Consider the following 21,158-nt stretch of genomic DNA (forward strand, 5'->3'; position numbering starts at 1 on the left):
CTTTTTAAATTCAGAGGTTTTTCTAGCGCAGAAAAACCTCTTTCCACGAAGAAAGAGGTTTGAAGTTTATCTTCTCCCCTCTTATCTGCCAGAAAGTTTACTTTCTGCTGGAATTAGCACCGTGCCTTTTGGCGTAAATAAACGCCCCATTTCACAATGGTATTACGGTCGGTTGCTGGGCTTCATCGGGCCAAATCCCTCCACCTGCTCTTGATAAGAGTTGTATAATTTTTCGAATTTTTAACTTTATGTTGAAGACTATACCAAGAATAAAAATCACTTGTCAACATTTTATTTGTATAATTCTGGACGACGATCTGCAAAAACTGGAATTCCTTTACGAACCTCTTTTATTTTCTCAAATTTAAGCTCCCCAAATAAAATGGCTTCCTCTTCATTTGCCTCTACTACAACTTCCCCCCAAGGATCCACAATTAAAGAATGACCTGCAAACTCATTATTTGGGTCCTTTCCTGCTCTATTACATGCCACAACGTAACACTGGTTTTCAACCGCTCTCGCCTGCAAAAGCAAGCGCCAATGTGCTAGACGAACTAATGGCCATTCTGCTACAACAAATAAAACTTTTGCACCTTTGGCAGTATGGACACGCATCCACTCCGGAAAACGAATATCATAACAAATTGTGCCAGCACACTCTACATTATCGAGCGTAAATTCACCTGTCCCATTACCAGCTATTAAATATTTATGTTCATCCATAAGCTGAAATAAATGCACTTTACTATATTCATTGACTAACTGGCCCTCATTGTCTACCACATACATTGTATTTGTAACACCTTGCTCTGTTTGCTTTGCTATGGAGCCACCAACAATATGTACACCATATTGCTTCGCCCACTCTTTCAACTTTTCTTTTGTTTTCACTCCATCCATATCTGCGATTTCAGAAAGCCTCGTTAAATCATATCCTGTTGTCCATAGTTCAGGTAAGACGATAACGTCTGGTCCTTCCTTCATCGCTTCGTTTATTTTATTTTTAGCATTCTCAATATTGTTTTCCACATCTCCAAAAGCAATATCCATTTGAATACATGCGACTTTCATTTTGCCAGCCCCATTCTTAATTTTTTCTTTACAAAATACTGGAAAGATTATATCATTTGTCACTAGAATTGTAACAACTTTCAAAAGAGGTGGAAAGTATGAAATTATTTCAACCTTCTGAGATAGTAACATCATTACCAACACAATTTTTCGCTTCGCTTGTTGCAAAAGTTAACAAAGTCGTTGTAGCTGGTCACGATGTTATTAATCTAGGTCAAGGTAATCCAGATCAACCAACCCCGCAGCATATCGTAAAAGCTTTGCAAGATGCTGCCGAAAAGGCCATTCATCATAAATATCCGCCATTTCGCGGACATGAAAGCTTAAAAGAAGCCGTGGCAACATTCTATAAACGTGAATATGGCGTAGAACTAAATCCAAAAACTGAAGTTGCTATTTTGTTTGGTGGAAAGGCCGGATTAGTAGAATTACCACTTTGTTTTACAAACCCTGGAGATACTATTCTCGTTCCAGATCCAGGCTATCCAGATTATTTATCAGGAGTTGCTTTAGCAAAAGCACACTTTGAAACGATGCCACTTATTGCAGAAAATAATTTTTTACCGGATTATACGAAAATTGATGACTCTATCGCTGAGCGCGCAAAGTTAATGTTTTTAAACTATCCAAATAATCCTACCGGTGCTACTGCATCAAAAGATTTTTTTGATGCAACCATTCATTTTGCTAATAAACATAATATATTAGTTGTTCACGATTTTGCTTACGGTGCTATCGGATTTGATGGTCAAAAGCCTGTTAGTTTCTTGCAAGCAGACGGCGCCAAAGATACAGGAATTGAAATTTATACTTTATCAAAAACTTTCAATATGGCTGGCTGGCGTATTGCTTTTGCAGTTGGGAATAAAAGTGTCATCGAAACAATTAACCTACTGCAAGATCATATGTATGTTAGTATTTTTGGTGCAGTTCAAGATGCTGCCCGCGAAGCGCTATTAGGTTCGCAGTCTTGTGTAATAGACCTTGTAAATAGTTACGAATCTCGAAGAAATGCTCTTATAGAGGCTTGTCACTCGATTGGTTGGAATGTAGATATTCCAAAAGGATCGTTCTTTGCTTGGCTTCCTGTACCAAAAGGCTATACATCTGAGCAATTTTCTAATATTTTACTAGAACAAGCACATGTGGCAGTTGCTCCAGGTGTTGGATTTGGTGAGTACGGCGAAGGGTATGTCCGTGTTGGGCTCTTACATACAGAGGACCGATTACGAGAAGCAATTAATCGAATTGATAAATTAAAAATTTTCAAAAAGTCATTGACAACATGAAAAATATCTGACAAAATTCAGTTATCTTAAAAATTAAAACATTTCTAAATACTTCTTATCAAGAGCAGGTGGAGGGACGAGCCCGACGAAGCCCGGCAACCGATCTACAATTGTAGACACGGTGCTAATTCTCGCAGCATTACGCTGACAGATAAGGAGCTGGTTGTAAAAAAACCTCTCCTTAGCTGAGAGGTTTTTTTATTTAACTAGGAGGTTATAACAATGAGCGGAATTATAGCGACGTATTTAATCCATGACGATTCACATAACTTAGAAAAAAAAGCTGAGCAAATTGCACTCGGTTTAACAATTGGCTCTTGGACTCATTTGCCACACTTATTGCAAGAACAATTAAAACAGCATAAAGGCAACGTCATTCATATTGAGGAATTAGATGAACAAGAACATATCAATTCGTATCTACGTAAAAAAGTAAAACGCGGGATTATTAAAGTCGAATACCCATTATTAAATTTCAGTCCAGATTTACCAGCTATTTTAACAACTACATTCGGAAAGCTATCACTTGATGGCGAAGTGAAATTAATTGACTTAACTTTTTCAGACGAATTAAAAAAGCATTTTCCTGGTCCAAGGTTTGGTGTAGATGGCATTCGAAACCTTTTACAAGTATATGATCGTCCCCTTTTAATGAGCATTTTTAAAGGAATGATTGGGCGAAATATTGGCTACTTAAAAACTCAATTACGCGATCAAGCAATTGGTGGTGTGGACATCGTAAAGGATGATGAAATTTTATTTGAGAATACATTAACACCACTTACGAAGCGAATTGTTTCTGGAAAAGAAGTTTTACAGTCAGTATACGAAACATACGGCCATAAAACGTTATATGCAGTAAATTTAACAGGGCGAACTTTCAACTTAAAAGAAAATGCGAAACGCGCAGTGCAAGCTGGTGCTGATATTCTATTATTTAATGTATTTGCTTATGGACTAGATGTACTACAATCACTTGCAGAAGATGATGAAATCCCAGTTCCAATTATGGCACACCCTGCTGTAAGCGGTGCTTATTCAGCATCAAAGTTATACGGGGTATCATCTCCATTATTACTTGGAAAGCTACTTCGTTATGCTGGTGCAGATTTTTCTTTATTCCCATCTCCATACGGAAACGTTGCGTTAGAAAAAGAAGAAGCTCTTGACATTTCAAAGTATTTAACTGAGGAAGATGCATTTTTCAAAAAAAGTTTTTCTGTCCCATCTGCTGGCATTCATCCTGGTTTCGTTCCTTTTATTTTACGAGATTTCGGTAAAGATGTTGTTATTAATGCCGGCGGGGGGATACATGGCCATCCAAATGGGGCACAAGGTGGCGGCAAAGCTTTCCGTGCTGCAATTGAAGCTACTTTGCAAAGTAAACCACTCCATGAAGTAAATGAAATAAATTTACATAGCGCACTACAAATATGGGGAAATCCTTCACATGAGGTGAAATTATGAGTATTCAAGTATTTTGTGATTTCGATGGTACAATTACAAATAACGATAATATCATGTCCATTATGGAAAGATTTGCACCTCCAGAAGCAGAAGAAGTAAAACAAAAAATTTTATCACAAGAGCTTTCTATTCAAGAAGGCGTTTCTCAATTATTTCAATTGCTACCTACTAATCTACACGATGATATAAATGAATTTTTAAAAGAAACTGCCGAAATTCGTAGTGGTTTTTATGAATTTATACAATTTGTAAATGAAAATAATATTTCTTTTTACGTTATATCAGGTGGAATGGATTTCTTCGTCTATCCACTCTTACAAGGAATTATTCCAAAAGAGCAAATCTATTGTAATAAAACAGATTTTTCAGAAGAATATATTACAGTTAAGTGGCCTCATCCTTGTGATCATCATTGTCAAAATCATTGCGGATTATGTAAATCATCTTTAATCCGCAAATTAAGTGATACAAACGACTTTCATATTGTAATTGGAGATTCTATTACTGATTTACAAGCTGCGAAACAAGCTGATAGCGTATTCGCTCGCGACTTCCTTATTACAAAGTGTGAAGAACATCATATTGCTTATACCCCCTTTGAAACGTTTTACGATGTTCAAGCTGCATTAAAACATTTATTGGAGGTGAACTCATGAAACAACTTTTTCGTCAATGGTATGACTTAAGCGAGATAAAAAAAGAATTAACAACTCGAAATTGGTTTCCAGCAACAAGTGGTAATATTTCTATAAAAGTTAGTCATGAGCCACTTACATTCCTTATTACAGCAAGCGGTAAAGATAAAACAAAAACCACTCCAGATGATTTTATATTAGTAGATCATCTAGGAGTTCCCGTTTTGGAGACTGAATTACGCCCTTCAGCAGAAACAATATTACATACACATATTTATAACAACACCAATGCCGGGTGCGTACTTCATGTTCATACAACTGATAACAATGTCATCACAAATTTGTATAGTGATAAAGTCACCCTTCAAAATCAAGAAATTATTAAAGCTCTTGATATTTGGGAAGAAGGTGCAACGATTAACATTCCTATTATTGAAAACCATGCTCATATCCCAACGCTTGGAGAGGACTTCCGACAACATATACACGAGGATTCGGGAGCAGTATTAATTCGAAACCATGGCATTACCGTATGGGGCCGAGATAGCTTTGATGCAAAGAAGAAATTAGAAGCTTATGAGTTTTTATTCCAATTTCATATAAAACTATTATCAATTCAAGGAGGCGTTTCTAATGGCGCAAATTCGTATTCATGAAGTAAATACTCGCATTGAAAATGAAGTAGAAGTATCAAAATTTCTACAAGAGGAAGAAGTTTTATATGAGAAATGGAACATCTCTAAACTTCCTACTCATTTAAAAGAAAATTATTCGTTAGCAGATGAAAACAAAGCTGAAATATTAGCGGTGTTTTCAAAAGAAATCGCTGATGTTTCAGTACGCCGAGGTTATAAAGCACATGATGTAATTTCACTTTCAAGTAGCACACCTAACCTTGATGAATTATTAATTAATTTCAAAAAAGAACACCATCATACTGATGATGAAGTTCGTTTTATTGTCAGTGGTCATGGCATCTTTGCTATTGAAGGCAAAGATGGGAAATTTTTTGACGTTGAACTTGAGCCAGGCGATCTAATATCTGTTCCTGAAAATGCAAGACATTATTTTACCTTGCAAGATGATCGTCAAGTTGTAGCTATTCGTATTTTCGTTACAACTGAAGGCTGGGTTCCAATCTATTAAGGTAGTTAGTTGAATAAAAGGATTTGGACCCCCTTTTCCAACCTTTTATTCACTCTACATATATACATCCTCCTATGGAACAGGCTTATTTCAGAAAATGAAATAAGCCTGATTTTTTATTTACTCAAAAGCATAATCCCTCTCGTTTCAAAAGACAAGCTATCCTCCTCGATTTTTCAAGTGTATTTCTCAACACTTTTTGAACATTTATTGAACTTTTTTTGAATTTTTTCTGAAAATTCTGTTTTATATATGATATACTACAATTAACTAAAAAGGAAAAAAATATCGCAAGCAGAGGGGGATAATCATGAGTTTACTTATCGCACTTATACTAGGGGTTGCGTGTGGAGCACTTCCTGTTATTTTAGGAGCTATTATGGAAGAGTTAGAAGTTGGCGTTTTAGGCTTTGTCGCATCTTGTGTAAGCGCTTTATTTTTTGGTTTGTTCGGTGCTATTCCTGTTTCGATTCTGTGTGCATTTTATATATTACGCCATGCTCGTGCAAAACAATTCGGTCCTAACCATATTGCACAAGTTATTCCATTCCCAATTGAACGATGCCGTCGAGCTTCCAACTTATAATTATAAGAATTAAAGACATCTGCCTAAATAAATAAAAGTCCTCAAATGAGGACTTTTATTTATTTTCTTCTAGAAATTGAAACAATTCTTGTAGATGTAGCGCGTCTTCACTATAGCTAACAGATACATGACATATACCGTCAATCTCAGCTTGCATATAAAGGTCAACTCCATCACGATCATATTTCAATGCCAAATAGAATTCCATTTCTTCTAACATCTTTTTTGAAGTTCGAATGACATAATGTCCCTTCTCATCTCTTCCATATTCAAAGTTTGGTTCAAAATCATATTTTTTCTTAAAAGCTTCTCTTTGTTTTTCATTTATTTGTATACAAGTTGCTCGCTGTACAGCATCAATCATCTCATCAAACTTTTGAAGATCCATCTCGTTTACCCCCTTATATATTTTTTATATAACACTTGTGTTCCGCTATTTTCTTCACCATCCATAATTAACTCTTCATACAATTCTTTCGCCAAGCTTAAACCTGGTACTGGTAATTGTAATTTTTCAGCCTCATCTAAAGCAATTTTCATATCTTTCATAAAATGTTTTACATAAAACCCTGGCTCAAAGTCTCCTTTTAACATTCGAGGAGCTAAATTACTTAATGACCAGCTACCTGCTGCACCTGTTGAAATACTCTCTAATACTTTATCTGGATTCAGGCCAGCCTTTTTCGCGTAAGCAACAGCCTCACATACTCCAATCATGTTGGAAGCAATCGCAATTTGATTGCACATTTTTGTATGTTGTCCACTCCCAGCTGGTCCTTGTAACTGAATATTTGTTCCTAGTTTTTCAAGTAATGGTAAACACCTGTCATATATTTCTTTCTCTCCACCGACCATAATTGCGAGTCTAGCTTCTTTCGCCCCAATATCCCCTCCAGATACAGGTGCATCTAACGTATATATATTCTTGCTTTTCGCAGCCTCATTAATACGTTTTGCCAACGTTGGTGTAGATGTCGTAAAGTCAATTGCTATCGTACCTTCGTTTGCATGTTCTAGAATTCCATCTATCCCAAAGTACACTTCTTCTACATCATGAGGATATCCAACCATCGTCATTACAACATCAACTTGCTTCACTAGCTCTTTCGGTGTATCACACCAATTTGCACCATCTTGCACTAAAGAATCTGTCTTCGCTTTCGTTCTATTATATACATATACTTTATGACCATCTTGCATTAAATGATGAACCATACTTTTTCCCATTACACCAATACCGATGAAACCTATTGATAAAATTTTGTTTTCCATATTCTCATCCCCTTTGTTCTAATAAATCATTTACCATCTTTCGAAATTCTTTATTAAATTCATCATCCAAACCATTCTTTACATTTGAAAATAACATAACAAATGTTCCTTTTTCTTTGTTGAAATTATTAAACGTATTCCAACCAGAGACTACACCATGATTATGGAAATAATCCGGATTTATATAAAAGCTAAATGCATAATTTTTCTCTTGTGACGGCGTAAACATCGCTTGTATACTTTTTTCTGAGAGAAGCTTGCCATTTAGAATTGCTTCGTCTAATTTCTTCATATCCCCAACTGTTGTATACATCTCACCACAACCATATAACCAGGCCATGTTTAATGGTTGTGCCGGTACAAGTGCTTGATCTTTCTTTACATAACCCTTTGTAAAATTTTGATCTCCAGGCACCATATTCCCCATACCTGATTCATGCATCTCTGCCTTCGCAAATATATTTTCCTTTACATAATCTCCTAAAGGTCTTTTCGTTATATTTTCTATAATATAAGCGAGCACCATATAATTATAATCCGTATAATTCCAACCAGTTCCTGGTGGGAATTTTAATTTCTGACTTCCAATCCAATTTATCAAGTGTATACGTGAAGCTGCATTCACCTTTCCTTTTCCACTTTGTGGTAAACCTGATGTATGTGTTAATAAATGATATACAGTAATGTTTTTATCCGCTGGAAACGAAGGAATATATTTATTTACATTGTCTTGAATGTTTAATTTCCCTTGTTCTTGTAACTGTAAAATAGATGTGGCAACAACTGTTTTCGTAATAGAACCGATACGATATTTTGTTTGTGGCTTATTTTCTATTTTATTTTGAACATCAGCATATCCATATCCTTTATTCAATATAACACGCTCTTTATCTGTCACCAAAACTGTTCCATTGAATTGTTTTTCTACCAAATACTGATCCAATTTTTGAGATATACTAGCATAATCAATTTTGGTTTCTTCTTTTTTTTCTATACTCCCCTGTACTTTTGAATCAATAGCAGGTGTTACTTTAGAGGTTAATACTTTTTCTTCCTTTGGACTAAAAAGAAAGTAATATACTCCGCCGCAAATAATAGCGCATACTGAAAACATAATCATTATTTTTTTTATCATCCTATACTTCCTCCATTATTACAAATAGTCCTCTATATTCTATTATCAGGCAATAAAAAAAAATCGCAACAATTTGTTGCGAAAAATCACATTTTTTCTTTCCTATATATACATACCTGATTTTTCCCATTTTTTTTCGCTTCATATAATGCAATATCCGCTCGTTGCATTAATTCTTCTCTTGTTATCCCTTGTTCATATAACGCAACTCCAAAACTAGCTGTTAACTTCGAAATTCCAGAGAATTGCTTTGTTTCAATGAAAAACCGTAATGACTCCGCAACTTGAAACGCTTCTTTTTCTACTGTATTTGTCACTAGTATAATGAATTCTTCTCCTCCCCACCTTGCAAATACATGTTGCTGCTCTATTTTAGATTCCATAAGTTCTGCAAGTTGCACTAATGCTAAGTCACCAAAATCATGGCCATATGTGTCATTTACTGTTTTAAAATTATCTATATCAAATAAAATGAGTGCTATTTTTTCATCATTACGTATTACATTGTCCCACTCTACCTCTAGTATTTGTTGGAACTTCAAACGATTATAAATCTCTGTCAACGAATCTATCATAGCAAGTCTTTCTTGCTCTTGATAGATTTCATCTAATTCTGTAATCTCTGTACACTTTACAATAAATCTCGATAAATCTTCTGGCAACGGTGTCGCACGCAATAAAAAAGTTGATACGATCCCTTCATAATTCGACATCTTAATTCTTCTATCATATGATAATGTATCATCTAACCATGTTATATCATGAGTCGTTGAATAATATCCATTGTCTCTAATAAAATGTTCAGCAAATACTAAATGTTGCTCACGATAAGCAAACAAATTTTCATATCCGAAAAACTCTAAAAAATTCGTATTACAATCAACAATCTCATCATCTTCTACTATAAATAATAGATCATTTTGAAAATCAAACATCGTCTGAAGTAGTTCTTGTTGCAAACTTACTTGCCGCACTAAAGAAAGTTGATACAAACTCTTATTCACTTCCTCTAACACTACTTGTGGAGTTACGGGGGCTATCACAATATTACGTATTCCTAACGTAAGCACCTCTGTAAACTCGTTTGTTATCTGTTGATCCCAAATGACAATGAATGTACTATGTGGATTATACATATTCTTTATATATTTTATTTGAGAAAAATCTGTTACATACAGAATTACAATATGTGGTTTAGTCTTATGAAACAATAGTTCTCCTTCTTCAAAACTATTTGCTATAAACATACATTTTGGATGGATATCTTCTATCGTTTGTTGATGTGTGCATCCATTTTCTATATAAAGGACATTTAACTGAAGATCTTGTAATACATTTTGGAAAACCGTATTCTCTAATAAAAAATGTAGTATGTTCATCACTAGTCTTCACTCACTTCATATATCTTGTTCTACAGAATTCCTCACACACATTTTATAAAAAGCTGTTCTCCCAAAAATTTTAATGAGCGAGGGATATATAGTAACAAGCTAATTGAGAATGTTATCTTCGCTTTTTCACTCTATAAATTCCTTTTTTAGTGTATGATTATAGGAACTGTATCGTTTGTATGAATGCCCTAACTTACTCTGTAAAACTTGACAATTAAAATAAAGGTATTATATTCTTAAATTCGATAACTTACAAAATGTAAGTAGAATATATTACATTTATTTTTTAATAATTTAATATGTAATTTGGAGGATATATCATGACAAACGACAACTTTTTTAACGTTCTATATGAACGCACATCTACACGTGCATTCAACCCGGACAAAGAAATTTCATCTACAGAATTACACGAAATTTTAAAAGCAGCTGCACAAGCACCTTCTGCTTGGAACTTGCAACACTGGAAATTCCTTGTTTTCCAAGGAGAAGATGTACAAAAACGATTACATCCAATTGCTTATAACCAACAACAAATTCTGGATGCTTCTGCCGTAGTCGCTATTTTAGGTGATTTAGAAGCTTATAAAAACATTGAACCAGTTTATGGTCCAATTGTAGAACAAGGATTTATGAAAGAAGAAGCAAAAGAACGCTTAGCTAAAAACATTGAATCTGCATATACTCGTGAGCAATTCCCAAGAGATGCTGCTTTTTCAAATGCATCTTTAGCAGCAATGCAACTTATGCTTGCAGCTAAAGCAACTGGCTGGGACACTTGCGCTATTGGCGGTTTCAATCCACAAGCACTTACAGAAGAATTCAATGTTGCATCTCGATACGTACCAATTATGCTTATTACAATTGGTGAATCAACTTTAAAAGGCCACCCTGCACCACGAATGAGCGTAGAGCAAGTGAGTGAATGGGCAAAATAATAAAAAACGAAGGTAATTTCATTACCTTCGTTTTTTATTATTTTGTTACACATCCGTAATATTACTGTGTGTTATTCGACATCTATACATATAGAAACGATAAATTTTATCACATTTCCATAAATACATATGGCGTTTCATGTCGAATTTTGTTAAAACATTGAAATATAACCGTGTATTTTTGTTACAATTGTGATACAATGATAACAAATAGATAACAAGAGAGGGATTTTCATTGAGTTCATACGGAAGCTTTATCGCACTTTTAAGTTACATAGTAACTGTATTACTTCTATATTTTATTGGCGATGCTGCAAACATATCAGTGTTACAATTCCCAAAAGAAGATGCGCTCCAATTAGAAGCAGAAAAACATACTGTACGATCCATTGCACCACTACTCTTAGCTCTTCCTGTATATATCATCGTTTTATATAAAAGCAAAAAAGTGTAAAGGCTACCTATTTCATTCATTTCGGTGGTCTTTACATTTTTTTGTGATATTTCCCCTAATTTAAACATCATCCCGTACTAAACACCCAGATAGTCTTTTAAAATGAGAAAATACCCTAGAAAAAATTCCACGCTCTGTCCAGTCACTAACTACCGAACTTACATAGATTATAAGTGTGAAGGGGGTGATGAGGATTATGTTTGGATCATTTGGATGCTGTGATAACTTTAGAGAATGTCATCATCATGAAAGAGAGCGCGACCATCGTGAAAAAGAGAGAGAAGAATTTAGACCACAACGACCTGCTGTATGTAACGTTCTTAGAAACATTTCAGTTGGAACAGAAATTTCTCTTTTAAGCATTAGAGGCCACCAATCATTTCGCAATGTGATTTTTGAAGGAATCTGTAATGGTGTTGCTCTTTTCTCTGCTTTAGCTAATAACAATAAAGATAACAATAAAGACGATAAGAACAATCAAAATCAAAATCAAAATACTTTTACTGGCATTTTACGTGTATGCCCAACTGATATTATCGCAATCGCTATCTAATTCTGTCCCTTATCCTCTATAGTAAGAAAATAAGATTTACTTTTCTCATAGAAAAAACCTGAGACCGATTTCAAATCGACTCAGGTTTTTTTATGATTATATGCTTTTAACTAATTCAACAACTTCTTCAGCAGTTGACATCGTTAATGCTTTTTCTGCTAATGTTTCCATTTCTGCTTTTGACAACTTGCTTAGTTGTGTTCTTGCAGGAAGAATAGATGTTGCACTCATACTGAACTCATCTAAACCTAATCCTAATAATAATGGGATAGCAAGTGAATCTCCCGCCATCTCACCGCACATACCAGCCCATTTGCCTTCTTTATGAGCAGCATCGATAACCATCTTTACAAGACGTAAAATAGATGGGTTATATGGTTGGTATAAGTATGATACTTGTTCGTTCATACGGTCTGCAGCCATTGTGTATTGGATTAAATCATTTGTTCCGATAGAGAAGAAATCAACTTCTTTTGCGAATTGGTCTGCTAATACTGCTGAAGCTGGGATTTCAACCATCATACCAACTTCAATAGAATCAGAAACAGTTGTACCCGCTTCTACAAGTTTTGCTTTCTCTTCTAATAAGATTGCTTTTGCTTGACGGAACTCATCAAGAGTTGCAATCATTGGGAACATAATTTTTAAGTTACCGTATACGCTAGCACGAAGTAATGCACGAAGTTGTGTACGGAACACATCTTGCTCATCAAGACATAAGCGAATTGCACGGTATCCTAAGAATGGGTTCATTTCTTTTGGTAAATGTAAGTATGGAAGCTCTTTATCTCCACCGATATCAAGTGTACGAACAACAACAGGTTGACCTTCTTTTACACCTTCAAGAACTGCTTTATACGCTCCGAACTGCTCTTCTTCTGTTGGAAGATTGTCACGGCCCATGTATAAGAATTCTGTACGGTATAAACCAACGCCTTCTCCACCATTATCGATAATACCTTGTACATCATTTGGTGTTCCGATATTAGCAACAAGCTCAACATGATGCCCGTCACTTGTTACAGTAGCTTGATCTTTTAATTTTGCCCATTCAGCTTTTTGCTCTTCAAATTTCGCTTTCTTTTCTTCAAAAGAACAAAGAGTTTCTTCAGATGGATTTACAATTACTTCTCCATCTAAACCGTCAATGATTACGATATCGCCGTTTTGGATTTTTTCCATAACAACTTTTGTACCAACAACAGCTGGAATTTCCATAGAACGAGCCATAATTGCAGAGTGAGATGTACGTCCACCAATATCAGTTGTGAAACCTTTTGCGTACTTACGGTTTAACTGAGCTGTATCAGATGGTGTTAAATCTTCAGCAATGATGATTACTTCTTCAGAAATTGTACCTGGATTTGAGAAGTTGATTCCTAGTAAATGTGCAAGAACACGTTTTGTTACGTCGCGAATATCCGCAGCACGTTCTTTCATATATTCGTTATCCATGTTTTCAAACATAGTAATGAACATTGTTGCAACTTCATCCATTGCAAATTCAGCATTTACTTTTTCGCTATTTACTTTATCTTTCACTGGGTTTACTAATTCTGGATCATTTAACACTAATAAATGTGCTTCAAAGATCGCAGCTTTATCAGCACCTAGCTCAGCAAAAGCGTGGTCTTTAATAGCTTCTAATTCAGATTTTGCTTTCTCAAGCGCAGCGTCTAAGCGTGCAATTTCAGCAGCTTCGTTTGTAATTGATTTCTTTTCAATGTTAAATTCAGGATTCTCAAGTCTGAAAGCCTTTGCAATAGCAATCCCACTTGATGCAGCGATCCCTTGAATGTTAAGAGTCATTATTCTCCTAATCCTTCGTTTTTCATAGTTTCTTCGATAGCTGCTAGTGCTTGAGCTGCATCATCACCATTTGCAGTGATTTTAATTTCTGCGCCTTGTTGAATCCCTAAAGACATAACGCCCATGATTGATTTTAAGTTAACGTTTTTTCCGTTATACTCTAAGTTAATGTCAGAACCAAATTTGCTTGCAGTGTTTACAAGTAGAGTTGCTGGACGTGCATGAATTCCTGAGTCGCTAGTTACTTTAAAGATTTTTTCCATGATAATTTATCTCCTTTAAATTACAGTATTTTTTAGTTGTATAGACGTGAGTACTACATCATCTATTGTATATAATAGGCGATGTTCGGTCAACCACATCGCCTATTATAATTATAAACATTTTGCGTCAAATTCCTACTGAATGTCAATAATAGCGTTTTCGCCTTTCTTAACATTTCCATCTTTTTTCAATTCGACTTGTTGCCCTTGTTGTAAATTCGTAAAGACAATTGGTGTAATGATAGATGGTGCATTTTCTTTTACAAATGCAAGATCTACTTTTAATAATGGTTGTCCTTGTTTCACTTTGTCACCTTGCGCTACAAGTGCCTCAAAACCTTCACCATTTAATTTTACAGTATCGATACCGAAGTGGATTAAAATTTCCTTTCCGCCTTCAGATTGAATACCAATTGCATGTTTTGTAGGGAATACATTGACAATCTCACCGTTAACTGGAGAAACTACTGTTCCTTCTGTTGGCTCAATTGCAAATCCGTCTCCCATCATTTTTCCTGAGAATACTTGGTCAGGCACTTCTGTAATCGATAAGATTTTCCCTTCGATTGGTGATACGATTGTTTCATTTTTATCAACCTTTTGAGGAGTTTCCTCTGCCTTTACAGGCTCTTCTTTTTCAACATGAGGTGTACGACCTGACATAATATCATGAATTTGTGATTTTAATGTGTCAGATTTTGGTCCGAAGATTGCTTGAATGTTATTTCCAACTTCAAGTACACCCGCAGCACCAAGTTCTTTTAAACGATCTTTGTTTACATTTTTTTGTTCGTTAACTTGAACACGTAAACGAGTAATACAAGCATCTAATGAGGCAATGTTTTCTTTACCACCAAGTGCTACTAATACTTCACGAGGAAGCTCACCTGCTTCTGCTTTTCCTGCACCGTCATTCGCATTTGCTACTTCACGACCAGGTGTTTTTAAATCCCATTTACGGATTGCAAAACGGAATCCGAAGTAGTAAATAACCGCTAGTACAAGACCAACAACAATTACCCACCACCATGCTGTACGGCCTGGTAGTACACCGAATAATAGGAAGTCAATTAAACCACCAGAGAATGTCATACCAATTTTAACACCTAAAATTTGCATTGTCATAAATGATAAACCAGCAAACACAGCGTGAATTCCGAATAATACTGGCGCTACGAATAAGAATGAAAATTCAAGTGGTTCTGTAATACCTGTTAAGAAAGATGTTAATGCAGCAGAACCTAAAATACCAGCTGCTAATTTTTTATTTTCTGGACGTGCTTCATGGTACATTGCTAAAGCTGCTGCTGGAAGACCGAACATCATGAACGGATACTTACCAGTTGTAAATGTACCTGCTGTTAATTCTACACCATCTTTTAACTGTGCCATAAAGATTTTTTGGTCACCGCGGATTAATTCGCCAGCTGCATTTGTATACTGACCGAATTCGAACCAGAATGGTGAATAGAAAATGTGATGTAATCCGAATGGAATTAGTGAACGCTCAATTAAACCAAAAATAAATGCTGCTAACGTTCTATTTGCATCAATCATTTGATGTGAGAACGTATTTAAGCCACCTTGAATGTATGGCCAAACGAAACACATGATAATACCTACGACTAAAGAGAATGTTGCAGTTGCGATCGGTACGAAACGCTTACCTGCAAAGAAACCTAAGTATGATGGTAATTCAATGTTGAAGTATTTATTATAACAGTATGCCGCTACTATACCGACGATAATACCACCAAATACCCCTGTTTGTAGTGTTGGAATCCCTAATACGTTTGCATATGCGGGATCTGCAAAACCAATCTTCACTGGATCTGTTCCAGTACTTGTTACTTTCACTAGCTTATCTACTTCTAAGAACACACTCATCGTTTTGTTCATAATTAAGTAACCAACGAATGCTGCTAATCCAGCTACTCCGTCTCCACCAGCTAAACCAATCGCTACCCCAACTGCGAATAGTAACGCAAGGTTAGCGAAAATAATATCACCAGATTGTTCCATAATTTTTGCAACCATTACGAACCAATCTGCTTTTAAAGCAGGAATAAGATTTGTTAACTGTGGATTTTGAAATGCATTACCAAATCCAAGTAAAATACCTGCCGCCGGTAAAATCGCTACTGGAAGCATAAGCGCTTTTCCGACTTTTTGAAGAACACCAAAAATCTTCTTAAACATGGAAACCCTTCCTCTCTTATCTATATTGATACCTTTCGACAAACGCCAAAAAGGCATGAGGAAAAAAAGATAGAACGATAGCTATACAAAGGGTAGTATATCCCTTTCTCTAGCTTACATTCCTTACTTTTCTCCACTCATGCCTGATCGAATCAGTAACACGTGTCAAAAATAGGTTTACGTATAAGTTCACTATAATTAAGGCAAACGTTTTCGTGATTTCTCTTAATGTGTTTGTCGAAATTTGTATAACTTTGCAATAGTTATTATACATAACTATTGTAAGCGATTCAATCATTTTTTTTAACGTTTTCATTTTAGACAAAAATATATGTCTTTTTACACATGCTCCGCTTTCACTAATCGTTGCAAATGCATCGTTAAATAAATACTTTCAGCTTCATATACAGGAAGTTGTAATTCTTTTTGCATTACCTTAACTAGCTTCCAAGCTAAGTTATAACAGACGGGATATTCTACCTTTAATAAATCAGCAAAACTTTGTGATTCCTCTACTTTTTCTCCTTTTTTCACTCGTTCAATCGCATATTGAAGGTGACGAATAAGGCGTAAATAATGAATGCTTTCTTGCTCTAATGTTATTTGTAAGTTTGTCTCAATTAAAGATACAAGATGTGCAATGAGACGGGAGTTTTGATTAACTGAAGATAAATCTGAATTTGTAAGCGAACTGTAAATGTGAAGTGCAATAAAACCAACTTCTCCTTCTGGCAGTGTAATTTGCAAACGAGAATTTAAAAGCTCTACAACACCTTCAGCAATTTCATATTCCTCTGGGTACAGCATTTTCGTTTCAACTAGAAAAGGGTTATCTATTGTAAGTCCTTGTTTTAGCCGCTTAATTGCAAAAGAAATATGATCTGTTAATGCAATATGAATATGTTCATTTAGTGGAGATTTCGCTTTTTCTTGAATGTATAACATAATGTCGTTCATCAATTCAATTAATTTTTCACTAACATGCGGCACTAATAGTTTGTATTGTTCACGATCACGTTCATTTTTTAAAACAAACATTTTTTCAATTTGTTCTTGCCCTAGCACATCTTTCGCTTTTTTCCCAAATCCAATTCCTTTACCAATCACTACTACTTCCTCGTGTTCAGGATGGCTAGCAATGATGACATTATTATTTAAAACTTTTTTAATTTCTAGATAATTATTCATATAACACCACCCTCGTACTTAAATAGCCTGCTTTTATGTTACAGAACATTCTTCTTTGTCGTCAATGTAAAACATCTACCATTTAATAAAAATTCATTTTTTAGACATGTTTATATATGATGCGTATAATGTAAGAGCAACTGTACATAGAAAGGAGATAGCAACATGATTAAAATGTTTGTAAGTGATATCGATGGTACAATGATGCAACACGGAGGTCTTATCGACGAACAGGATGTTATGGCTCTACGCAGTTTAGCTGAACAAAATGTAATTCTTTGTTTCGCTTCCGGAAGACTTGATAATGAAATTGCAGATTTAATGAAAGCGGTTAATACAAATTTCCACCGCATTAGTGTGAATGGTGTATTTGTGTATACAAACGATAATAAACAACTACTATCCGCTACATTTGACTCTAGTATTTTACCTGATTTATTAGCGATGACAAAAGAAGCTCCTTACTTCCGTTATGTAAGCGATGAGCATAATTACTACATTGAAGAGAAGACACCGTTTATACATGAATTAGAAAAACAAATAACAATGACTTCTATTGAAGAACCAGATTTATTACAAAAAATCGATGATACCATTTATCCAAATAAAATTTCTGTCGGTGGAACGAAAGAAGATTTACAAGTTCTCCAGAAAAAGATTGATGAAAAATTCAATGAAAAAGTTAGTACTTTCATTTCCGCAGAGCAATGTTTAGATGTAATGCCGCCAAATATTAGTAAAGGTTCTGCCATTTCTATTTTATTAAAAGAGTTTCAAATACAACCAGAGGAAGTTGCTTGTATAGGAGATTCTTACAATGATATTCCAATGTTTTCTTTAACTCCTCATAGTTTTGCTATGTCTCAAGCAGATGATGCAGTAAAAAAACATGCTCACTATGTAGTAGATTCAGTCAAAGATGCTGTTAACCACGTGATTGCTCATAATAAAAATACGACTCACTCCTTATAAAGGATGAGTCGTATTTTTATTTCTTTACATGTTAGTCATTTTAAAATCCACTGTACTTCACAAACTGAAATATATTATTTGTTACGTGCGATGTTCGTAATAAATTTATAACGATCTCCACGATAAATACATTTCACGTACTCTAGCGGTATCTCACCTTCTGAATATGACCATTGACGCATTACAAGAACAGGCGCCTTTTTAGGAATATGCAGATGCTCAGCTTCATTATCTGTCGCAATGGAAGCTTCAATTGATTGAGTAGCGCTAACAAGTTTAAAGCCCAGTTTTTTCTCTAAATGTTCATATAAAGATTGTTGCAATATTTCTTCGTTAATATCTTTTACAAGAGCTGGCGACAAATATGTCGTCTCAAAAGCAATCGGTTCATCATCAGCTAAGCGAATACGCCTCACTTCATAAACCGACTCTCCCTCTTGTATTCTCAGCCGATCTGCTATTTTAGCAGTAGCTGGAACTAGGCGGAAACTAAGCAATTGACTACTTGGATTCATCCCACGAGATATCATATCTTCCGTGAATCCCGTCATTCCTTGCAATTTCTGCTCCACTTTCGGAAGTTGGACAAACGTTCCAATTCCACGTTTCCGATATAAATAGCCTTGTTCCACTAAATTATTAATCGCCTGTCTGATTGTCATACGACTCACTTCGAACTTATCACAAAGTTCATTCTCAGATGGGATTTTATCTCCCGGCTTCCATTCGCCGTCCTCAATTAGCTGTTTCACCCACTCTTGAATCTGATAATAGATCGGAAATGGTGAATACTTGTCGATGTTCATCAGCAATCGCCTCACTGCATAAAGATAGAGCTTCTTGATCAGCGATTACGGTTACATTCGGATGACGTTGTAAAACTGTAGCAGGACACGCTTCACTATATTCACCTTGCAATAACTCTTTAACAGCTTCTGCCTTTTTAGAACCCATAGCAACAAGGAGAATTTGTTTCGCTTTCATAATGCTTCCGATTCCCATTGTAATCGCATGAGTTGGCACATCTTCTTCTTTTTCGAAGAAGCGTAGGTTTGCTTGGCGTGTAGATTCTGTTAATTCAACAATGTTCGTTGGAGAATTAAACGACGTTCCTGGTTCGTTAAATCCGATGTGACCGTTTTCACCGATTCCAAGAATCTGTAGGTCAACTGGGTTAGCAGCTAGAATGCCCTCGTAACGTTTGCACTCTTCCTCTAAATCACTTGCCATCCCGTTTGGTACATAAGTTTGTTTAAATGGAAGATGATCAAACAACTGTTCTTGCATGAAATAATGATAGCTGTTTTTATCTTCGTGTGGTAAATTTACGTACTCATCTAAGTTTACAGTGGTTACACGGCTTGTATCAAGTTTATTTTTTCGCATTTCTGCATAAATACCTAATGGAGAGCTTCCAGTAGCCATTCCTAATGTTGGATTTTCTTTTGTTTTTACAACTTCTTCAATTAATTTATAACCTGCTTCTGCTAATTCTCCTGGAGTTTTTACAACGAGAATATTCATTTAATTACTTCCCTTCCTTCATATGAATTCCTAAACGAACCGTATCATATACATGTAAACTTTCAGTCATCACAACAAAATCTGCATCTTTTCCTGCAACTAGTGCACCTTTATTATTTAATCCAAACTCTTCTGCCTGGTTCACTGATGTCATCAGTACTGCATCTTCGATTGAACACCCTGTAAATTCAATTACATTTCGGAAGGCTTGATCCATTTTTAGAATACTACCAGCTAACGTTCCATCTTCTAATCGAGCACTACCATCTTTTACATGTACTGGCTGTCCGCCAAGCTCATATAATCCATCTTCAAGACCTTTTGCGCGCATCGCGTCAGTAATGACACTTACTTTTTTCGGTCCTTTTAATTTATATGCTAATTTCACCATATCAGGGTGAATATGAATACCATCTGTAATTACTTCAACCATTACATCTGGATTTAATAACACATGACCAACAACTCCTGGTTCACGGTGATGTAATCCACGCATTTGATTGTATAAATGTGTTGCATGTGTAATTTTTCTATTTTTTAGTTGTGCATCAATTGCATCTGTATGCCCCATTGTGCCCACAACACCAGTTTCAGCAAGATACTGCTCAAACTCTAATGCCCCTTCTTCTTCTGGTGCATATGTTACTAATTTAATTAGATTCCCGCTTGCTTCCTGCCATTGTTTAAATTGTTCAATATTCGCAGGAACAATATGTTCAAGTGGTTGTGCACCTGCACGTTTTTTTGAAACATACGGTCCTTCTAAGTGAATATATTCGAAATGTGCTCCTTTTTCTTTCGCTTCTTTCGCAGCACTTAGCGCCGCTTCGATTGCTTCTGGAGCTTGTGTCATTGTTGTTGGGAAGTAAGTTGTAACTCCTTCTTTTAACATTTCTTTACCTAGAGTTACTAACCCATCGCTATTTGCATCCATCGCATCAATATCGTATCCACCATGAATATGAACATCAATCATACCTGGAATCACAATCTTCCCTGCCGCATCTAAAACAGTTTCATTTTCTTGTGATACATATTGAGCCATCAAACCAATTTCTTTAATTTTTTCTGCGTAACGAATAAATCCGTTTTCCACTACTTCTTGACCTGTATAAATTTTGGCATTGATGACAACTTGCGTTTTCATTTTCATCGATCCTTTCCCATGAAATACCTACTTGTTATTATTACCTTATTCGCCTAATTCCATCTTAATATATGCACGAGTAGTTGTCTATACATTCTAATGAAATTTCCTTTTCGTTT

Annotated in this window: 22 protein-coding genes and 2 riboswitches; of the genes, 10 read left to right on the forward strand and 12 right to left on the reverse strand. The window is 35.5% G+C overall.

The genetic code is table 11. The features are described 5' to 3' along the window. Positions 1–78 precede the first annotated feature (78 nt). A riboswitch (SAM riboswitch) is annotated at positions 79–220 on the reverse strand. 71 nt (positions 221–291) lie between these two features. Beyond that, positions 292–1,155: a carbon-nitrogen family hydrolase gene (locus ACQKNR_RS02815; protein ID WP_427315805.1), complete on the reverse strand. Its 864-nt coding sequence runs from the start codon at positions 1,153–1,155 to the stop codon at positions 292–294. A gap of 14 nt (positions 1,156–1,169) precedes the next feature. On the opposite strand from ACQKNR_RS02815, the gene ACQKNR_RS02820 reads away from it, so the two are divergent. The 6 genes from ACQKNR_RS02820 (at position 1,170) to ACQKNR_RS02845 (ending at position 6,194) form a co-directional block, all read left to right on the forward strand. After that, complete coding sequence (locus ACQKNR_RS02820; protein ID WP_427315185.1) at positions 1,170–2,360, forward strand: pyridoxal phosphate-dependent aminotransferase; 1,191 nt, start codon at positions 1,170–1,172, stop codon at positions 2,358–2,360. 52 nt (positions 2,361–2,412) lie between these two features. Then, positions 2,413–2,518: riboswitch (SAM riboswitch) on the forward strand. 64 nt (positions 2,519–2,582) lie between these two features. Continuing rightward, positions 2,583–3,827 (forward strand): 2,3-diketo-5-methylthiopentyl-1-phosphate enolase, encoded by a 1,245-nt coding sequence (gene mtnW / locus ACQKNR_RS02825; protein WP_427315186.1) that lies wholly within the window; start codon positions 2,583–2,585, stop codon positions 3,825–3,827. After that, positions 3,824–4,483, forward strand: a complete 660-nt coding sequence (locus ACQKNR_RS02830; RefSeq protein WP_427315188.1) for a 2-hydroxy-3-keto-5-methylthiopentenyl-1-phosphate phosphatase — start codon at positions 3,824–3,826, stop codon at positions 4,481–4,483. Before mtnW ends, ACQKNR_RS02830 begins: the two co-directional genes overlap by 4 nt. Continuing rightward, the gene (locus ACQKNR_RS02835) at positions 4,480–5,118 is read left to right on the forward strand and encodes a methylthioribulose 1-phosphate dehydratase (RefSeq protein ID WP_427315189.1); all 639 of its coding nucleotides are present in this window, start codon (positions 4,480–4,482) and stop codon (positions 5,116–5,118) included. Before ACQKNR_RS02830 ends, ACQKNR_RS02835 begins: the two co-directional genes overlap by 4 nt. Further along, complete coding sequence (locus ACQKNR_RS02840) at positions 5,096–5,608, forward strand: 1,2-dihydroxy-3-keto-5-methylthiopentene dioxygenase (protein WP_427315191.1); 513 nt, start codon at positions 5,096–5,098, stop codon at positions 5,606–5,608. Before ACQKNR_RS02835 ends, ACQKNR_RS02840 begins: the two co-directional genes overlap by 23 nt. Positions 5,609–5,918: 310 nt before the next feature. After that, entirely contained in the window at positions 5,919–6,194 is a 276-nt protein-coding gene (locus tag ACQKNR_RS02845) for a hypothetical protein (RefSeq protein WP_427315193.1), read from the forward strand. 55 nt (positions 6,195–6,249) lie between these two features. On the opposite strand, the gene ACQKNR_RS02850 is transcribed toward ACQKNR_RS02845, so the two are convergent. From ACQKNR_RS02850 to ACQKNR_RS02865, 4 genes are all read right to left on the reverse strand, one after another. Next, complete coding sequence (locus ACQKNR_RS02850; RefSeq protein WP_427315195.1) at positions 6,250–6,582, reverse strand: DUF3909 family protein; 333 nt, start codon at positions 6,580–6,582, stop codon at positions 6,250–6,252. A gap of 5 nt (positions 6,583–6,587) precedes the next feature. Beyond that, a complete protein-coding gene (locus ACQKNR_RS02855; protein WP_427315196.1) occupies positions 6,588–7,466 on the reverse strand; it encodes an NAD(P)-dependent oxidoreductase in 879 nt (292 codons plus the stop codon). A 4-nt stretch (positions 7,467–7,470) separates the two neighbouring features. Further along, a complete protein-coding gene (locus ACQKNR_RS02860) occupies positions 7,471–8,601 on the reverse strand; it encodes a serine hydrolase (RefSeq protein WP_427315198.1) in 1,131 nt (376 codons plus the stop codon). 86 nt (positions 8,602–8,687) lie between these two features. Continuing rightward, a complete protein-coding gene (locus tag ACQKNR_RS02865; RefSeq protein ID WP_427315200.1) occupies positions 8,688–9,980 on the reverse strand; it encodes a GGDEF domain-containing protein in 1,293 nt (430 codons plus the stop codon). A gap of 332 nt (positions 9,981–10,312) precedes the next feature. Here ACQKNR_RS02865 and ACQKNR_RS02870 point away from each other — a divergent pair, with 332 nt between their 5' ends. From ACQKNR_RS02870 to ACQKNR_RS02880, 3 genes are all read left to right on the forward strand, one after another. After that, positions 10,313–10,930 (forward strand): nitroreductase family protein, encoded by a 618-nt coding sequence (locus tag ACQKNR_RS02870; protein WP_427315202.1) that lies wholly within the window; start codon positions 10,313–10,315, stop codon positions 10,928–10,930. Positions 10,931–11,165: 235 nt separating this feature from the next. Continuing rightward, on the forward strand, positions 11,166–11,384 hold the full coding sequence (locus ACQKNR_RS02875) for a hypothetical protein (protein WP_427315204.1): 219 nt from the start codon (positions 11,166–11,168) through the stop codon (positions 11,382–11,384). Between the two features lie 196 nt (positions 11,385–11,580). Further along, positions 11,581–11,937 carry a DUF3915 family protein gene (locus ACQKNR_RS02880; RefSeq protein WP_427315206.1) on the forward strand — a complete coding sequence of 119 codons (357 nt, stop codon included), beginning with the start codon at positions 11,581–11,583 and terminating at the stop codon, positions 11,935–11,937. Positions 11,938–12,033: 96 nt separating this feature from the next. Here the strand turns inward: ACQKNR_RS02880 and ptsP are convergent, their stop codons facing one another. The 4 genes from ptsP to glcT all read right to left on the reverse strand — a co-directional run bounded on the left by ptsP (position 12,034) and on the right by glcT (position 17,396). Continuing rightward, entirely contained in the window at positions 12,034–13,746 is a 1,713-nt protein-coding gene (gene ptsP / locus ACQKNR_RS02885) for a phosphoenolpyruvate--protein phosphotransferase (protein WP_427315208.1), read from the reverse strand. Further along, entirely contained in the window at positions 13,746–14,009 is a 264-nt protein-coding gene (ptsH, locus tag ACQKNR_RS02890; protein ID WP_000411079.1) for a phosphocarrier protein HPr, read from the reverse strand. The genes ptsP and ptsH overlap by 1 nt, the downstream gene beginning before the upstream one ends. Positions 14,010–14,144: 135 nt before the next feature. Then, positions 14,145–16,208 carry a PTS glucose transporter subunit IIABC gene (gene ptsG / locus ACQKNR_RS02895; RefSeq protein ID WP_427315211.1) on the reverse strand — a complete coding sequence of 688 codons (2,064 nt, stop codon included), beginning with the start codon at positions 16,206–16,208 and terminating at the stop codon, positions 14,145–14,147. Between the two features lie 339 nt (positions 16,209–16,547). Further along, positions 16,548–17,396 carry a glucose PTS transporter transcription antiterminator GlcT gene (glcT, locus tag ACQKNR_RS02900; protein ID WP_427315213.1) on the reverse strand — a complete coding sequence of 283 codons (849 nt, stop codon included), beginning with the start codon at positions 17,394–17,396 and terminating at the stop codon, positions 16,548–16,550. Positions 17,397–17,561: 165 nt separating this feature from the next. Between glcT and ACQKNR_RS02905 the strand changes: the two genes are divergently transcribed. Further along, positions 17,562–18,368 carry an HAD family hydrolase gene (locus ACQKNR_RS02905; RefSeq protein ID WP_427315214.1) on the forward strand — a complete coding sequence of 269 codons (807 nt, stop codon included), beginning with the start codon at positions 17,562–17,564 and terminating at the stop codon, positions 18,366–18,368. Positions 18,369–18,442: 74 nt separating this feature from the next. Here the strand turns inward: ACQKNR_RS02905 and phnF are convergent, their stop codons facing one another. The 3 genes from phnF to nagA are packed head-to-tail and all read right to left on the reverse strand — an operon-like array spanning position 18,443 to position 21,039. Next, on the reverse strand, positions 18,443–19,174 hold the full coding sequence (gene phnF, locus ACQKNR_RS02910) for a phosphonate metabolism transcriptional regulator PhnF (RefSeq protein ID WP_073990542.1): 732 nt from the start codon (positions 19,172–19,174) through the stop codon (positions 18,443–18,445). Further along, a complete protein-coding gene (nagB, locus tag ACQKNR_RS02915; RefSeq protein WP_427315216.1) occupies positions 19,104–19,892 on the reverse strand; it encodes a glucosamine-6-phosphate deaminase in 789 nt (262 codons plus the stop codon). Before nagB ends, phnF begins: the two co-directional genes overlap by 71 nt. A gap of 4 nt (positions 19,893–19,896) precedes the next feature. After that, positions 19,897–21,039, reverse strand: a complete 1,143-nt coding sequence (gene nagA, locus ACQKNR_RS02920) for an N-acetylglucosamine-6-phosphate deacetylase (protein WP_427315807.1) — start codon at positions 21,037–21,039, stop codon at positions 19,897–19,899. Positions 21,040–21,158 lie beyond the last annotated feature (119 nt).

This window comes from Bacillus sp. NPDC094077, from assembly GCF_050279465.1.
In the GTDB taxonomy this organism is placed as follows: domain Bacteria; phylum Bacillota; class Bacilli; order Bacillales; family Bacillaceae_G; genus Bacillus_A.

Excerpts from the sequence above, each read along its gene's own strand:
- ACQKNR_RS02820 (WP_427315185.1), top strand. The coding sequence starts at position 1,170 with ATGAAATTATTTCAACCTTCTGAGATAGTAACATCATTACCAACACAA.
- mtnW (WP_427315186.1), top strand. The coding sequence starts at position 2,583 with ATGAGCGGAATTATAGCGACGTATTTAATCCATGACGATTCACATAAC.
- ACQKNR_RS02830 (WP_427315188.1), top strand. The coding sequence starts at position 3,824 with ATGAGTATTCAAGTATTTTGTGATTTCGATGGTACAATTACAAATAAC.
- ACQKNR_RS02835 (WP_427315189.1), top strand. The coding sequence starts at position 4,480 with ATGAAACAACTTTTTCGTCAATGGTATGACTTAAGCGAGATAAAAAAA.
- ACQKNR_RS02840 (WP_427315191.1), top strand. The coding sequence starts at position 5,096 with ATGGCGCAAATTCGTATTCATGAAGTAAATACTCGCATTGAAAATGAA.
- ACQKNR_RS02845 (WP_427315193.1), top strand. The coding sequence starts at position 5,919 with ATGAGTTTACTTATCGCACTTATACTAGGGGTTGCGTGTGGAGCACTT.
- ACQKNR_RS02850 (WP_427315195.1), bottom strand. The coding sequence starts at position 6,582 with ATGGATCTTCAAAAGTTTGATGAGATGATTGATGCTGTACAGCGAGCA.
- ACQKNR_RS02855 (WP_427315196.1), bottom strand. The coding sequence starts at position 7,466 with ATGGAAAACAAAATTTTATCAATAGGTTTCATCGGTATTGGTGTAATG.
- ACQKNR_RS02860 (WP_427315198.1), bottom strand. The coding sequence starts at position 8,601 with ATGATAAAAAAAATAATGATTATGTTTTCAGTATGCGCTATTATTTGC.
- ACQKNR_RS02865 (WP_427315200.1), bottom strand. The coding sequence starts at position 9,980 with ATGAACATACTACATTTTTTATTAGAGAATACGGTTTTCCAAAATGTA.
- ACQKNR_RS02870 (WP_427315202.1), top strand. The coding sequence starts at position 10,313 with ATGACAAACGACAACTTTTTTAACGTTCTATATGAACGCACATCTACA.
- ACQKNR_RS02880 (WP_427315206.1), top strand. The coding sequence starts at position 11,581 with ATGTTTGGATCATTTGGATGCTGTGATAACTTTAGAGAATGTCATCAT.
- ptsP (WP_427315208.1), bottom strand. The coding sequence starts at position 13,746 with ATGACTCTTAACATTCAAGGGATCGCTGCATCAAGTGGGATTGCTATT.
- ptsH (WP_000411079.1), bottom strand. The coding sequence starts at position 14,009 with ATGGAAAAAATCTTTAAAGTAACTAGCGACTCAGGAATTCATGCACGT.
- ptsG (WP_427315211.1), bottom strand. The coding sequence starts at position 16,208 with ATGTTTAAGAAGATTTTTGGTGTTCTTCAAAAAGTCGGAAAAGCGCTT.
- glcT (WP_427315213.1), bottom strand. The coding sequence starts at position 17,396 with ATGAATAATTATCTAGAAATTAAAAAAGTTTTAAATAATAATGTCATC.
- ACQKNR_RS02905 (WP_427315214.1), top strand. The coding sequence starts at position 17,562 with ATGATTAAAATGTTTGTAAGTGATATCGATGGTACAATGATGCAACAC.
- phnF (WP_073990542.1), bottom strand. The coding sequence starts at position 19,174 with ATGAACATCGACAAGTATTCACCATTTCCGATCTATTATCAGATTCAA.
- nagB (WP_427315216.1), bottom strand. The coding sequence starts at position 19,892 with ATGAATATTCTCGTTGTAAAAACTCCAGGAGAATTAGCAGAAGCAGGT.
- nagA (WP_427315807.1), bottom strand. The coding sequence starts at position 21,039 with ATGAAAACGCAAGTTGTCATCAATGCCAAAATTTATACAGGTCAAGAA.